Here is a 13,727-nt window from a genome sequence, read left to right on the forward strand (position 1 = left end):
TGGCCGGACCTCGGCTCGTGCGCGTGCTTACTTCGCGGCGGGCGGCGACACCTCGTAGTTGCCGCCGTCACCCTTCACCGTGATCGTGATCTGCTGCGGCTTGCCGGCGATGGTCGCGGTGCACTCGAACTTCGCACCGTCCTCGACCTTCTGCTCGGCCGGGCAGGTCACCCCGGTGACCCCGTCGATCTTGTAGGTCTCCGTCAGCAGCTTCTGCACGTCGGTCTGCATCTGCGTGTTGTTGAAGACCTGCGTCTTGAAGAACCCGGGCGCGACAAAACCGAGGATGCCGACCACCGCGACGACCACGACCAGCACCACGATGCCGATCAGCAGGCCCTTCTTGGACTTCTCCGGCTTCTCGCCCTCCGGAGCCGCCCCGCCGGGGAACTGCTGCTGCTGGCCGTAGTCGTACTGACCCGGCTGCTGCTGGCCGTACTGCGGCTGCGCCTGCGGCCCGCTCTGCGGATACGCCCCACCCGGCTGCTGCCCGTACTGCGGCTGGGCCTGCGGGCCGCTCTGCGGATACCCGCCGCCCGGCTGCTGACCGTACGGCGGCGGCTGCTGACCCCACTGCGGCTGCTGCGGCGGGGTGTACCCGCCGGGCTGCTGCCCGTACTGCGGCTGCTGAGGGTGCTGCGGCTGGCCCCACTGCTGTTGCTGGTTCGGGTCGTACGAAGGCGGCTGCTGGCCCCACTGGGGCTGTTCCTGCGGGCCGCTCGGCGGGTACGCGCCGCCCGGCTGCTGCCCGTACTGGGGCTGCTGTGGGTCGTTGCCGCCATACGGCGTGCTCATCGTCTGCCTCCGCCTGCCTCGATCATCTCGCTGTCCACCCCGAAACCGTCGTCAAGCCGCGTACGCACGGTGTTGTTCGCGATCCAACCACAGGTCGGAGCCGAGCACACGTGTCCACGCACATCCCCGCCGCCGCCGGCGAGCAGGCCTGACACGGAGTTCACGCCGCGCCCGCGGCCACCACGCCCCGGCGCAGCGCCTTCACCGCCTCGGCCGCCGCCGCGCCGACCGGGTCGCCCTTGCCGAGCACGTCCCGGATCTGGTCGAGCAGGTCGATCACCTGGCGTGACCAGCGGACGAAGTCCCCCGCCGACAGCTCCTGGCCGTTCGCCTCCGCCGCCGTGAGCACCTTCTCCAGCGACTCACCCCGCGCCCACCGGTAGACCGGCCACGCGAACCCCGCGTCCGGCTCCCGGGTGCGGTCGAGCCGGTGCCGCCGCTCGTCCTCGGTCAGCTCCACCCACAGCCGCGCGGTCTCCTCCCACGCCTCGGGCACCGCGCCGCCGGGCAGCCGCGGCTCCCCGGCGGTGTCCCGGCGCGCCTCGAACACCAGCGTCGAGACGACAGCGGCGAGCTCCGCCGGCCCGAGCTTGCGCCACACGCCGTGCCGGATGCACTCCGCGGCCAGCAGATCGGACTCGCTGTAGAGCCGGGTCAGGCGCCGGCCGTGCTCGGTGACGCGGTCCTCGCCGTCCCCGGCCGACTCCGGCCCCAGGTAGCCGCGCTCCCCCAGCAGCGCCAGGATCCGGTCGAACGCGCGCGCCAGCGAGTGCGTGGTCGCGGCCACCTTCCGTTCCAGCTGCTGGGTTTCCGCCGCCAGCCGCTGGTACCGCTCGACCCAGCGCAGGTTCGCCTCCCGCTCGGCCAGCCCGTGGCCCGGGTGCGCGCGCAGGGCCCGCCGTAGCGCCGCCAGCTCACCGTCCTCGTTCGTGCCGGACCGCCGCTTCTGCCTGCCCGGCAAGGAAATCCCGGCGTTGCGCAGGGTCGAGGCGATGTCCCGGCGGGTCTTGGGCGAGCGCAGCTCGATGTGCTTGGGCAGCTTGATCCGGCCCAACGCCTCCACCGGGGCCGGGAAGTCGGCCACCGACAGCGGTCCGGACCACCGGTCCTCGGTCACCACGACCGGCCGCGGCTCACGGATCGGGTCCAGCCCGGGATCCACGACGACGGCGAGCCCCGCCCGCCGGCCCGCGGGCACGGCGATGACGTCACCCTTGCGCAGCTTCTCCAGCGACTCGGCGGTCCCGGCCCGCCGCACCGCCGTGTTCTGCCGCGACAGCGCCTTCTCCCGCGTCGAGATCTTCGCGCGCAGCTCGACGTACTCGAGCATCTCGTCGAACTCCCCGGTCACGGCGGCGGTGTAGCCCTTCAGGGCTTCCTTGTTCCGCTCGATCCGCCGCGCCGTGCCCACCACCGACCGGTCGGCCTGGAACTGCGCGAACGACTGCTCCAGCAGCTCCCGCGCCGAGCTCGCGCCGACCTGGGCGACCAGGTTCACGGCCATGTTGTAGCCAGGCCGGAACGACGACCGCAGCGGGTAGGTCCGCGTCGAAGCCAGCCCCGCGACCTGCTTCGGGTCGACCCCCGGCTGCCACGCCACCACGGCGTGCCCCTCGACGTCGATCCCGCGCCGCCCGGCCCGCCCGGTGAGCTGCGTGTACTCCCCCGGCGTCAGGTCGACGTGCGCCTCGCCGTTGTACTTCACCAGCCGTTCGAGCACGACCGTCCGGGCCGGCATGTTGATGCCGAGCGCGAGGGTCTCCGTGGCGAACACGGCCTTCACCAGCCCGCGGACGAACAGCTCCTCGACCGTCTCCTTGAACGCCGGCAGCAACCCCGCGTGGTGCCCGGCGATCCCCCGCTCCAGCGCCTCCCGCCACTCCCAGTACCCGAGCACCCCCAGGTCACCCTCGGGCAGCTCGGACGTCCGCTCCTCGATGATCCGGCGGATCTCCTCGACCTCGTCCGGCCCGTTGAGCCGCAGCCCCGACCGCACGCACTGCGTGACCGCGGCGTCACAGCCCGCCCGCGAGAAGATGAACACGATCGCCGGCAGCAACCCCGCCCGGTCCAGCTGCTCCACCACGTCCACCCGGGACGGCGGCCGGAACCGCGGCATCCGCGGCGCGCCCCGCCGCGACCCGCGCGGACCGCGGAACCCCGCGGGCGCGTACTGGCGGCCGATCTCCTCGGTGCGCCGCAGCAGGGTCGGGTTGATCCGCAGCTCGGCGCCGGCCGAATGGACGTCCTCGCCGGCGAACAGGTCCAGCAGCCGGTTCCCGACCAGCATGTGCTGCCAGAGCGGCACCGGCCGGTGCTCGTCGACGACCACCGTGGTGTCGCCGCGGACCTCCACCAGCCATTCGCCGAACTCCTCGGCGTTGCTGACGGTGGCCGACAGCCCCACCACGCGGACGTGCTCGGGCAGGTGCAGGATCACCTCTTCCCAGACCGCGCCGCGGAACCGGTCGGCGAGGTAGTGCACCTCGTCCATGACCACGTACCCGAGGTCGGTGATGGTCGACGACCCGGCGTAGAGCATGTTGCGCAGCACCTCGGTGGTCATCACGACCACCTGGGCGTTGCCGTTGATCGAGGAGTCGCCGGTCAGCAGCCCGACCGCGTCCGAGCCGTAGCGCGCCACGAGGTCGCCGTACTTCTGGTTCGACAGCGCCTTGATCGGCGTCGTGTAGAAGCACTTGCGGCCTTCGGCCAGCGCCAGGTGCACGGCGAACTCGCCGACGATCGTCTTGCCCGCGCCGGTGGGCGCGCAGACGAGCACACCGTGGCCGCCTTCGAGCGCTTCGCACCCGCGGATCTGGAACTCGTCGAACTCGAAGGACGCTTCCGCGGCGAAGCGCGTCAGCTGGGGGTACTTCCCTCGACGCGAGGAGGCCGCGAAGGCCTCGGCCGGGGACTGAGAAGGGCTACTGGCCACCTCGTCAGGGTTCCACATGCCCCCGACAGTTTGCACGCGGTGTGACCGACGGCGTGGCGGCCCGCAGTCACTGCTTCTTTTGCTTCCGGCCGACACGCCGGTGTCGGCTGGAAGCGGCCGCCGTATAGGTCGTTATACACCAAGGTGGCGGGAACCGGTCCGGGCCGGGCGGCGTCGGAGGCTGCATGAGGGCGGGAGGTGGGTGGTGATGACCGAGCCGTGTCCGAGCTGCGGGCAGCTGGACCAGGTGCAGCACGTGCCCGCGGTCTACCACGGCGGGCATTCGTTCTACCGGGGTCAGGGGCCGGTGGTGGCTGTGCCGGCCGGTGACGGGGTCCTGTACACGAGCAGCCAGGTTTCGGGGATCACGGTGTCCGGGGTCGCCCGGGCGCTCGACCCCTTCCCTCCCCCGCGCCGCAGCGGCGGCCTGCTGGCCGCGGTGGTGCTGCTGGCGCTGGTCGGGAGCTGCTTCCTGCTGCTGCCACTGTCGGCGGCCGACGACCCGCCGCCCGGTGGGGCCGGGGCGAAGGTGCTGGGGATCGTGCTGATCTCGCTGCCGTCGCTGTGCGTGTACGTCGCGGCCGGGACGCTGGTGTGGCTCTACGTCCGGCGGGTCCGGGCGCACCGCCGTCAGCGGCGCGGGGTGCCGGCGGCGAAGCAGCTGTGGGAGCAGGGCTGGTTCTGCCACCGCTGCGGCGGGGTGTACTTCGCGGACACGCGCGCCGAGCGGCTGCTGACGCCCGCGCACTTCCGGCAGCTGGTGGCCCGGGCGGGTGGATACGAGCGTTAGGCCAGGACCGTCAGCGCGCCCGGGACGCAGCTGACCGTCACCGGCACGCTCCCCTGCGGCTCACCGTCGGCGTAGGCGGGCCAGGTGTTGCCGGTCAGGGAGACCGAACGGGCGCGCAGCGTGCGGACCGCCGGGTGAGTGAGGTGCTTGCCGGTGCGCAGGCCCGGGAGCATGCGGATCAGGCCGCGGCGGCTGACGTCCCCGACGACGGTGACGTCGAAGACGCCGTCCTCGGGGTCGGCCGTCGGGCAGATCGGGACGCCGCCGCCGTAGAAGCGCGTGTTGCCGACCGCCACCAGCGTCGCGTCGAGCTCCAGGCGCTCGGTGCCGGTGTCGACCACCACCGGCCGGGAGCGGAACGCGGCCAGCTCGGCGAGGATCGCCACGTCGTAGCGGCGCGGCCCGGACGGCCAGCGCATCCGGTTGGCGCGTTCGTTGACACTCGCGTCGAAACCCGCGCACAGCACGGTCGCGAACCAGGTGTCCCCGAGGCGGCCCAGGTCGATCCGCCGCCGGGCCCCCGACTTCAGGGCCGCCACCAGCGCGTCGACCGCCGGCAGCGGCTCGCCGGGCACCCCGAGGGCGCGGGCGAAGTCGTTGCCGGTGCCGGCCGGGACGAGCCCGAGCGCGACGTCGTGGTCGGCGCAGAACTGGACACCCTGGTGGGCGGCGCCGTCCCCGCCGAGCACGATCAGGACGTCGAGGCCCGCGTTGTGGGAGGTCCGCATCAGTTCACGGGACTCTTCGACGGTGTTGGCGACCAGCACGTCGAGGCGGTCGACGGCGGCGCGCAGGCGCTCGGCGACCGTGTCCATGATCCGGGCGGCCGCGCCGTGCCCCGAGGCCGGGTGCACGGCGAGCGCGGCGTGGATCCCCACTACGTGATGTCGTCGGTGCCGGACCGGCCGCCGGAGGTGGTCGGTGTGGACGGCTCGTCGTCGATCTTGCTCGGCGTGTAGTCGAACGGCGCCGCTTCGTCGTCGTCCAGCTGGTCCCAGCCCTCGTCCGCGCGTTCCCGGTCCTTCTTGCGGTCGTGGATACGGGCGAGCTGGACCGACAGCTCGAACAGCACGGTCAGCGCGCCGGCCAGGCCGAGCATCGAGAACGGGTCCGAGCCGGGGGTGACGAACGCGGCGAAGACGAACAGCGCGAACACGATGCCGCGGCGCCACTTCTTCAGCTGCCGGTACTTGACCACGCCGACGCGGTTGAGCATCACCACGAGCAGCGGGAGCTCGAAGCTGATCCCGAAGATGATCAGCAGCGACAGCATGAACGAGATGTACTTGTCGGCGGTCAGCGCCGTGACGAACTCGTCCTGGCCGAAGCCCATCAGCAGCTGCAGGGCGTGCGGGAACAGCATGTACGCGAGCACCGCGCCGGCGGCGAACAGCACCGAGGCGAAGCCGACGAACGTCAACGCGTACTTGCGTTCCTTGGAGTACAGCCCGGGCGCGATGAACGCCCAGACCTGGTAGAGCCACGCCGGCGAGAACAGCACGGCACCGGCCGCGAGGCCGACCTTCAGCTGGATCATGAAGGCTTCGAACGGCACCGTCTGCAGCAGCTGGCAGCCCTGGTAGCCGTTGAGCCGCCGGCTCGGCGGGATGGCGCAGTACGGGTCCTTGACGATCTCGCCGAGCGACGGGATCGGCCCGACCTTGGTGCTGAACCAGAAGAAGCCCAGGATGCCGCCCACGACGACGGCGAGCAGCGCGAAGCCGAGACGGCGGCGGAACTCGTAGATGTGCTCGATGAGCGTCATCGTGCCGTCGGGGTTCTTGCGACGGCTGCGCTTGCTCCGCTTCGACCGGCGGGTGTCGCCGTTTCCGGAGGCGGGTTCCGCCACGGGATGTTCCGTTCTCGTCGGTGTCCGCCGGAGCGCGCCGGCTGGGGCGCGCTCCGTGGACCAGGGACCGGGTGTGGCCTAGCCGCTCAGCTGGCGTTCTTCTGCGGCTGGTCGGCGGACTGCTGCTTCTTCAGCTCGTCGAGCTGCCGCTGGAGTTCGGCGACCTGCTGGTCGGTCGCGGCGGTCGCCGGCGGGGCGACGGGCGTGGCCGGGATCTGCTTGGTCTCGACGGGCTCGGCGTCCTCGGGCGAGGCGCTCTTGTCGCCCGCGAGGTCCTTGGTCTCGGCCTTGAAGATCTTCATGGACTTGCCGATCGACCGCGCCGCATCGGGAAGCCGCTTGGCCCCGAACAGCAGCACGACGAGCAGCACCAAGATGATCAAATGCCATCCTTGCAATCCGTTGGCGAACAAGATGGCCTCCTATCTGCGTCTGGTAGGGATGTTACTGGTTTTCCGGTTTCCGGCGGCGCTCCGCGAAGGCGACGCGCAGCGCGGCCGACCGCGCGCGGAGGAGCCCGGCCCGGTCCTGGGTGTTCGTAGCCACCATGCTTGCGGTCTGCTTGAAACCACGCAAGACCTTGGCGGTCCGCACCAGCAGGACGACGAGCAGCAGCAGGCCGATCGCGGCGAGCACGACGGTGGGCAGGTACGGCACGTCGATCACCCTAGTGGTCGCAGGTTGACGGAAGGTGACGGGCTCGGGCCACCGCGTCGGCCGCCCGGCGTCCGACGTCCGCCGCGAGGTCGGCCGGGCTCTCCACCAGCGCTTCCCCGCCCAGACCCAGCACCAGGCGCACCATCCAGGACTGGTCGGCGTAGCGCATCCGGATGCGGAGCCGGCCGCCGTCGAGCTCGTCGAGCTCCTCGCAGGGGTAGTACTCGGCTACCCAGCGTGCGTCCGGGTCGAGGACGAGCACCGCTTCCCGCTGGTCGGGACGCTCGCGGAAGACGCCGTCGGAAATGTCGGTCGGGTGGGCGTGCGCGGGCGGCCGGGACGGCTCGTCGAGCACCGTCAGCTCGTCGATCCGGTCGAGCCGGAACAGCCGGACGCCCTCGGCGCGGCGGCACCAGGCCTCCAGGTACCCGACGGCCTGCACGATGAGCAGCCGCATCGGGTCGACCGTGCGCTCGGTGACCTGGTCCTTGGACGCGGTGTAGTAGCGGATCCGCAGCGCCCGCCCGTCCTGCAGCGCCTGGGCGACCTGCTCGCGGGTCCGCGCGGTCTTCTTGCCTTCGCGCACGCCCCCGCCGACGACGACGCCGGCGGGCTGGGCCTGCCCGGCGGCGGACTCGATCTTGGCGATGGAACGGCGCACCGCGTCGCCGTCGACCACGCCCGGCGTCTCGGCCAGCGCACGCAGCGCCACCAGCAGCGCGGTCGCCTCGCCGCCGGTGAGCCGCAGCGGGCGGTTCATCCCGGCGTCGTGGGTGACGACGATCGTGTCACCCTCGAAGGACAGGTCGATCAGGTCGCCGGGCCCGTAGCCGGGCAGCCCGCACATCCACAGCAGCTCGAGGTCCTTGCGCAGCTGCTTCGGCGTGACGTCGAAGTCGTGCGCCGCCTCGTCGACGCGGATGCCCGGGCGCGCCAGCAGGTAGGGCACGAGCGCCAGCAGCCGCGGCATCCGGTCGGTGGACCCGCTCACGAAGCGCTCCCCTGCCGGGCCACGACGGCTTCGAGCCGGTCCTGGACCGTCTTGGCCAGCACGTCGGGTTCGAGCACGAGGACGTCGGGGCCCTGGGCGGTGATCCAGTCGGCCGCGGACTCCGGGAAGTACAACCCGATCTCGACGAGGTCGCCCTCTTCGCCGTCGACGGTCTCCCGGCCGATGACCTTCCCGCGGCGGCGGACCCCGGCGGCGCGGCCGTCGGCGACCCAGAGCCGCGCGGTGGTCACCGGGGCCGGTTCGGAGTCACCGGTCACCGACACGAGCTTGAGCAGGTTGACGCCTTCCGGGCGGTGCACGGCGCCGGGCTTGCCGACCGGACGCACCTGGCCGGTGACGCGGGAGAGGCGGAAGCAGCGGGTGGCGCCGCGGTCGCGGTCGTGCCCGACGACGTACCAGCGGGCCTTCCACGACACGACACCCCACGGCTCGAGGGTGCGCATGATGCGTTCGGGCGAGCCGCTGCGGCGGTACTCGAAGCGCACGACCTGGCCGTTCTGCACCGCGGCCAGCAGCGGCCCGAACGCCGGTTCGGCGCGCACGCGCGGCTCGACGATCATCGGCGCCTGGTCGTCGACCTCCAGGCCGGCGGCGCGCAGCTTCACGAGCGCGCCCTGCGCCTGCCCGGTCAGCTCCGGGGAGTCCCACAGCCGGGACGCCAGCGCGACCGCGGCGGCTTCGTCGGGCGCGAGGTCGATCTCGCCGAGCTCGTAGTCGCGGCGGGCGATGCGGTAGCCCTCGATCGCGTCGAAGGCGGAGTTGCGGCCGGTCTCCAGCGGGATGCCGAGCTCGCGCAGCTCGGTCTTGTCGCGCTCGAACATCCGGAAGTAGGCGTCGTCGCTGGCGGCGTCGCCGTATCCGGGCACGATGCCGCGAATCCGCTCGGCAGTGAGGTACTGCCGGGTGGACAGGAGGGCCAGCACCAGATTGACCAGCCGTTCGGCGCGTGCGGTGGACACCCCGTAGAGCCTAGCCCGCGCCGCCCGGCCCGATCGTGAGGTCCGGGGTGCGCGCGTCGTAATCGCCCCTCGCGGCGTCCACGGCGTCGAAGTTCGCCTCGGCCCAGTCCTTGAACCCGGCCATCAGCGCGCGCAGGCTTTCTCCCAGCGGCGTAAGGGAATAGTCGACGCGCACGGGCACCGACGGGGTCACCTCGCGGCGCACCAGGCCGTCGCGTTCGAGCACCCGCAGGGTCTGGGTGAGCATCTTCTGGCTGACCCCGGCGATGCGCCGCGAAAGGTCGCTGTAGCGCTGCGGCCCGTCACCGAGCGCGACCAGGACCAGGCTGACCCACTTGCCGGCGATCTCGTCGAGCAGCTTCCGGGTGGGGCAGGCGGCGAGGTAGGCGTCGTAGGCGGCCTTCTCGTCCTGCCGCCGCTGTTCCGCCGTGCGCGTGGCCACCGGGCGAACCTCCTCGTGCCGTGGGCACCTTCGGGTGCGTACTTCCCGTTGGAGAGTAGCTCCCCATACGTTCGCGAGGAAGGTTCACCTCGCGAAGGAGACGAAGATGCGTGCGATCGTGGTCCGCCGGTTCGGTGGCCCGGAGGTGCTGGAACAGCTCGAAGTGCCGGTGCCGGAGCCGGGTCCCGGGCAGGTGCGGATCCGGGTGGCGGCGGCCGCGGTCAACCCGGTCGACGTCGCGACCCGGGCCGGGATCCTGACCGAGGCCGGGGTGATCCCGCCGCGGGAGGTGCTCGGCCTCGGCTGGGACGTCGCCGGAGAGGTCGACGCGGGCTCCGGCTTCGAGGTGGGCACCGCGGTGATCGGCCTGCGCGACCGGATCGCCCTCCCGCTCGGCGCCTACGCCGACCACGTCGTCCTCGACGCTTCCGCCGTAGCTCCCGCGCCCACCGGCGTCTCCCTCGTCGAAGCGGCCACCCTCCCCCTCAACGCGCTCACCGCCGCCCAGGCGCTCGACCTCGTCGAAACCACCGGGACCGTCCTGGTCACCGGCGCGGCGGGCGCGGTCGGCGGGTACGCCGTCGCCCTCGCGCACGCCCGGAAGCTGCCTGTCGTCGCCGTCGCGGCCGAAAGCGACGAAGCCACCGTCCGGGGCTTCGGCGCGGACCTGTTCGTCCCGCGCGGCCCGGACCTCGCCGAGCGGGTCCGGGCCCTGGTCCCGGGCGGGGTGGACGCCGCCCTCGACACCGCGCTCCTCGGCCTGGACACGCTCGACGCGGTCCGCGGCGGCGGGGAGTTCGTCGCCTTCGCCGCCGGGGCCGCGCCGATCCCCCTGCGCGGCGTCCGCGTGCGGAACGTCTGGATCCGCGCGGACGGCGTGCGGCTGGCCGAGCTGGCCCGGATCCTTCCCCCGCGCGTCGCCGACGTGCTGCCGCTGGCGGACGCGGCAAAGGCCCACGAACGGCTGGAAGCGGGCGGGCTGCGCGGCAGGCTCGTGCTGACGCCGTGAATCGTGCTTAGCCTGGACGCATGGATGATCGTGTTCTTCTCATCACCGGCGCCTCACGCGGGCTCGGCGCCGCCGCCGCGCGGCTGGCCGCCACCACCGGGTTCAAGGTCGCGCTCGTGGCCCGCAAGGCCGAGTCCGCCGCCGCGCTGGCCGCCGAGCTCGGTGAGGACCGGGCGCTGGCGCTCGGCGCCGACGTCGGCGACTGGCCGAGCATCTCGGACGCCGTGAGCAAGGCCGTCGAGCGGTTCGGGCGGCTCGACGCGGCCTTCGCCAACGCCGGCGTCGGCGTCGGGACGTCGTTCTTCGGCAACGGCGGCGACGACCCGGAGCAGTGGGCGGAGATGGTCCGCACCAACGTGCTCGGCGCCGCCTACACCGCCCGCGCGGCGCTGCCCGCGCTCGCGGAGTCGTCGGGGCACCTGGTGATCACCGGCTCGGTCGCCGGCCGGTTCATCCGCAACGCGAGCCTGTACTCGGCGACGAAGTGGGCGGTGACCGGGCTGGCCGGGTCGATCCGCGAGGAGGCCGTCGGCTCCGGTGTGCGGGTCACGCTGGTCAACCCGGGCATCACCGACACCGACATCCTCGACGACGAGATGCGCAAGAAGCCGAAGCTCGAGCCGGCCGACATCGCCCGCGCGGTGCTCTACGCGCTGCAGCAGCCGCCGCACGTGGACGTCAACGAGATCATGGTCCGCCCGACCGGCCAGGTGCTCTAGCGGCTCAGGCGCGCGACGCGGCCCTGGGCGCCGCTGGCCCAGCAGCTCGGTCCGGCACAGTCCACCGAGTCGAAGCTGCCGGTGTCGAACGACGTCCAGTGCCGCCCGCCGTCCGGGCTGTAGTCGCTGCCGCCGGTGCCGACCGCGATGACGCCACCGCCCCGCCAGGCCAGCCCGGAACGGTACCCGGCGGGGTACTGGCCCGGGGTGCGCCAGGTGCGGCCGCGGTCCTTCGTCAGCGCGACGGCCGGGCCGGGCGCGGTCGGGTTCGCGTAGTCGCCGCCGATCGCGATGCCCTCGCCCGGGGTCCGGAACGCGACGGCGAACACGCCGGCGGACGGGCTGCTCGGCAACGGCGTGTCGGACGCCGTCCAGTGGCGGCCGCCGTCGCCGGAGTGCAGGACGCGGGCGGTGGCGCCGCCGCCGGTGGCGAGCCAGGCGTCGAACGGTCCCGACGTGGTGATGCACTGGCCGCTGGCGGCGAACCCGGCCTCGCCGGGCAGTGCGGGCGGGAAGCCGCTGTCGGGCACCGGGCGCCAGCTGCGGCCGCCGTCGAAAGTGGCCTGGACGCGGAAGTGGCCGTCGACGGGGTCGCTCATCGCGAGCCCGCGCCAGGGGTCGAAGAAGGCCAGGCAGTCGTAGAACGCGGTGGCTTCGGTGTTCCGGAACGTCTGGCGCCAGTGCTTGCCGCCGTCGTCGGTCCGGTAGATCCGCGAGTCGGCGCCCGGGCCGATCGAGAGGGTCACGGCGTGGTCGGCGTCGAAGGCCTCGATGTCCCGCAGCTCGAGCGTCTCCGCACCCGGCGGGCCGACGGACTTCCAGCTCGCCCCGCCGTCGGTGGTGCGCAGGACGGTCCCCTGTGTGCCGCTGACCCACGCGACGCGCGCACTGAGCGCGGACAGGCCACGGAACTGAGCGGTGACGCCAGTGGCCTTCACGTCCCACTTCGGCGAGTGCTCCCCCGCCGACGCCGGAGCCGCCACCGAGACCAGCAGGGCGAGCACGAGCAGCACAACACGCATGCGGGAGATCCTGCCGCACCCGCCCGGCGACTTTCGTAGGGAACACCGGGCGGGCGCGCGCGGGACTAGAGCGAGCTGATCAGGCGCTCCACACGCTCGTCGACCGAGCGGAACGGGTCCTTGCACAGCACCGTGCGCTGGGCCTGGTCGTTCAGCTTCAGGTGCACCCAGTCGACGGTGAAGTCGCGCCCGGCGGCCTGGGCGGCGGCGATGAAGTCGCCGCGCAGCTTCGCCCGGGTCGTCTGCGGCGGGGTGTCCTTGGCGGCCTCGATCTCGCCGTCGTCGGTGACCCGGCGGACCAGGCCCTTGCGCTGCAGCAGGTCGAAGATGCCCCGGCCACGGCGGATGTCGTGGTAGGCGAGGTCGAGCTGCGCGATCCGCGGGCTGGACAGGTCGAGGTCGTGCTTGTGCCGGTAGCGCTCGACCAGCCGGTGCTTGATCGCCCAGTCGATCTCGGTGTCGATCTTGCCGAAGTCCTGCTGCTCGACCGCTTCCAGCGCCCGGCCCCACAGCTCGACGACCCGCTCGTTCGCCGGGGTCGAGCCGTTGTCCTTGAGGTGCTGCACGGCACGGGCGTGGTACTCGCGCTGGATGTCCAGCGCCGAGGCCTCGCGGCCGCCGGCGAGGCGCACCTGGCGGCGGCCGGTGAGGTCGTGGCTGATCTCGCGGATCGCCCGGATCGGGTTGTCGAGGGTGAAGTCGCGGAACTGGACACCCGCCTCGATCATCTCGAGCACCAGGTTCGCCGAGCCGACCTTGAGCATGGTCGTCGGCTCGGCCATGTTCGAGTCGCCCACGATGACGTGCAGGCGCCGGTAGCGCTCGGCGTCGGCGTGCGGCTCGTCGCGGGTGTTGATGATCGGCCGTGACCGCGTGGTCGCGCTCGAGACGCCTTCCCAGATGTGCTCCGCCCGCTGCGAGAGGCAGTAGACCGCGCCGCGCGGCGTCTGCAGCACCTTGCCGGCGCCGCAGATCAGCTGGCGGGTGACCAGGAACGGGAGCAGCACGTCCGCGATCCGGGAAAACTCACCCGCGCGGGTCACCAGGTAGTTCTCGTGACACCCGTAGGAGTTCCCGGCCGAGTCCGTGTTGTTCTTGAACAGGAAGATGTCGCCGCCGATGCCCTCGTCGGCCAGCCGCCGCTCGGCGTCGACCAGCAGGTCCTCGAGGATCCGCTCGCCGGCCTTGTCGTGCGTGACGAGCTGGACCAGGTCGTCACACTCGGCCGTCGCGTACTCGGGGTGCGAGCCGACGTCGAGGTAGAGCCGGGAGCCGTTCGACAGGAAAACGTTCGAAGAACGGCCCCACGAGACGACCCGCCGGAAGAGGTAGCGCGCCACCTCGTCGGGCGAGAGCCTGCGCTGGCCGTGGAAGGTGCACGTGACCCCGAACTCGGTCTCGATGCCAAAGATCCGCCGCTGCATTCCACCAGAGTAGGCGCTGCACCCCCTTCGAAGGTGCGCCGTTCGGGCGTCGACACGCCCCCAGTGCGCCACAGACGGTGAAAACTCCCCGAATCAGGCACGATTGAAGCG

The 13,727-nt window shown here is 72.4% G+C and carries 14 protein-coding genes; 3 read left to right on the forward strand and 11 right to left on the reverse strand.

Annotated elements, in window-relative coordinates:
* Positions 1–27: 27 nt before the first annotated feature.
* Entirely contained in the window at positions 28–795 is a 768-nt protein-coding gene (locus tag ACZ63J_RS06735; protein WP_465305084.1) for a DUF4333 domain-containing protein, read from the reverse strand.
* A 160-nt stretch (positions 796–955) separates the two neighbouring features.
* On the reverse strand, positions 956–3,733 hold the full coding sequence (locus ACZ63J_RS06740; protein WP_465398772.1) for a DEAD/DEAH box helicase: 2,778 nt from the start codon (positions 3,731–3,733) through the stop codon (positions 956–958).
* Positions 3,734–3,941: 208 nt separating this feature from the next.
* Here ACZ63J_RS06740 and ACZ63J_RS06745 point away from each other — a divergent pair, with 208 nt between their 5' ends.
* The gene (locus ACZ63J_RS06745) at positions 3,942–4,523 is read left to right on the forward strand and encodes a hypothetical protein (RefSeq protein WP_465398400.1); all 582 of its coding nucleotides are present in this window, start codon (positions 3,942–3,944) and stop codon (positions 4,521–4,523) included.
* Here ACZ63J_RS06745 and ACZ63J_RS06750 read toward each other — a convergent pair.
* The 7 genes from ACZ63J_RS06750 to ACZ63J_RS06780 all read right to left on the reverse strand — a co-directional run bounded on the left by ACZ63J_RS06750 (position 4,520) and on the right by ACZ63J_RS06780 (position 9,442).
* Positions 4,520–5,401 (reverse strand): diacylglycerol/lipid kinase family protein, encoded by an 882-nt coding sequence (locus ACZ63J_RS06750; protein ID WP_465398401.1) that lies wholly within the window; start codon positions 5,399–5,401, stop codon positions 4,520–4,522. The genes ACZ63J_RS06745 and ACZ63J_RS06750 overlap by 4 nt on opposite strands.
* The gene (gene tatC / locus ACZ63J_RS06755) at positions 5,401–6,372 is read right to left on the reverse strand and encodes a twin-arginine translocase subunit TatC (protein ID WP_465398402.1); all 972 of its coding nucleotides are present in this window, start codon (positions 6,370–6,372) and stop codon (positions 5,401–5,403) included. The genes ACZ63J_RS06750 and tatC overlap by 1 nt, the downstream gene beginning before the upstream one ends.
* Before the next feature lie 86 nt (positions 6,373–6,458).
* A complete protein-coding gene (gene tatA, locus ACZ63J_RS06760; protein ID WP_465398403.1) occupies positions 6,459–6,755 on the reverse strand; it encodes a Sec-independent protein translocase subunit TatA in 297 nt (98 codons plus the stop codon).
* A 61-nt stretch (positions 6,756–6,816) separates the two neighbouring features.
* Positions 6,817–7,029 carry a bacteriophage holin gene (locus ACZ63J_RS06765; RefSeq protein WP_465305092.1) on the reverse strand — a complete coding sequence of 71 codons (213 nt, stop codon included), beginning with the start codon at positions 7,027–7,029 and terminating at the stop codon, positions 6,817–6,819.
* 10 nt (positions 7,030–7,039) lie between these two features.
* Positions 7,040–8,020: a helix-turn-helix transcriptional regulator gene (locus ACZ63J_RS06770; protein ID WP_465398404.1), complete on the reverse strand. Its 981-nt coding sequence runs from the start codon at positions 8,018–8,020 to the stop codon at positions 7,040–7,042.
* The gene (locus ACZ63J_RS06775) at positions 8,017–9,000 is read right to left on the reverse strand and encodes a helix-turn-helix transcriptional regulator (RefSeq protein ID WP_465398405.1); all 984 of its coding nucleotides are present in this window, start codon (positions 8,998–9,000) and stop codon (positions 8,017–8,019) included. Before ACZ63J_RS06775 ends, ACZ63J_RS06770 begins: the two co-directional genes overlap by 4 nt.
* A 10-nt stretch (positions 9,001–9,010) precedes the next feature.
* Complete coding sequence (locus tag ACZ63J_RS06780; protein ID WP_465398406.1) at positions 9,011–9,442, reverse strand: winged helix-turn-helix transcriptional regulator; 432 nt, start codon at positions 9,440–9,442, stop codon at positions 9,011–9,013.
* Positions 9,443–9,548: 106 nt separating this feature from the next.
* Between ACZ63J_RS06780 and ACZ63J_RS06785 the strand changes: the two genes are divergently transcribed.
* Positions 9,549–10,451: an NADP-dependent oxidoreductase gene (locus ACZ63J_RS06785; RefSeq protein ID WP_465398407.1), complete on the forward strand. Its 903-nt coding sequence runs from the start codon at positions 9,549–9,551 to the stop codon at positions 10,449–10,451.
* A 20-nt stretch (positions 10,452–10,471) separates the two neighbouring features.
* Positions 10,472–11,170 carry an SDR family oxidoreductase gene (locus tag ACZ63J_RS06790; protein ID WP_465398408.1) on the forward strand — a complete coding sequence of 233 codons (699 nt, stop codon included), beginning with the start codon at positions 10,472–10,474 and terminating at the stop codon, positions 11,168–11,170.
* On the opposite strand, the gene ACZ63J_RS06795 is transcribed toward ACZ63J_RS06790, so the two are convergent.
* Positions 11,167–12,192 carry a WD40/YVTN/BNR-like repeat-containing protein gene (locus tag ACZ63J_RS06795; RefSeq protein WP_465398409.1) on the reverse strand — a complete coding sequence of 342 codons (1,026 nt, stop codon included), beginning with the start codon at positions 12,190–12,192 and terminating at the stop codon, positions 11,167–11,169. The two genes, ACZ63J_RS06790 and ACZ63J_RS06795, sit on opposite strands and share 4 nt — an antisense overlap.
* Before the next feature lie 65 nt (positions 12,193–12,257).
* Positions 12,258–13,616 carry a Pup--protein ligase gene (gene pafA / locus ACZ63J_RS06800; RefSeq protein ID WP_364567011.1) on the reverse strand — a complete coding sequence of 453 codons (1,359 nt, stop codon included), beginning with the start codon at positions 13,614–13,616 and terminating at the stop codon, positions 12,258–12,260.
* Positions 13,617–13,727 lie beyond the last annotated feature (111 nt).

The sequence above is a fragment of the Amycolatopsis sp. NPDC104863 genome (assembly GCF_055582965.1).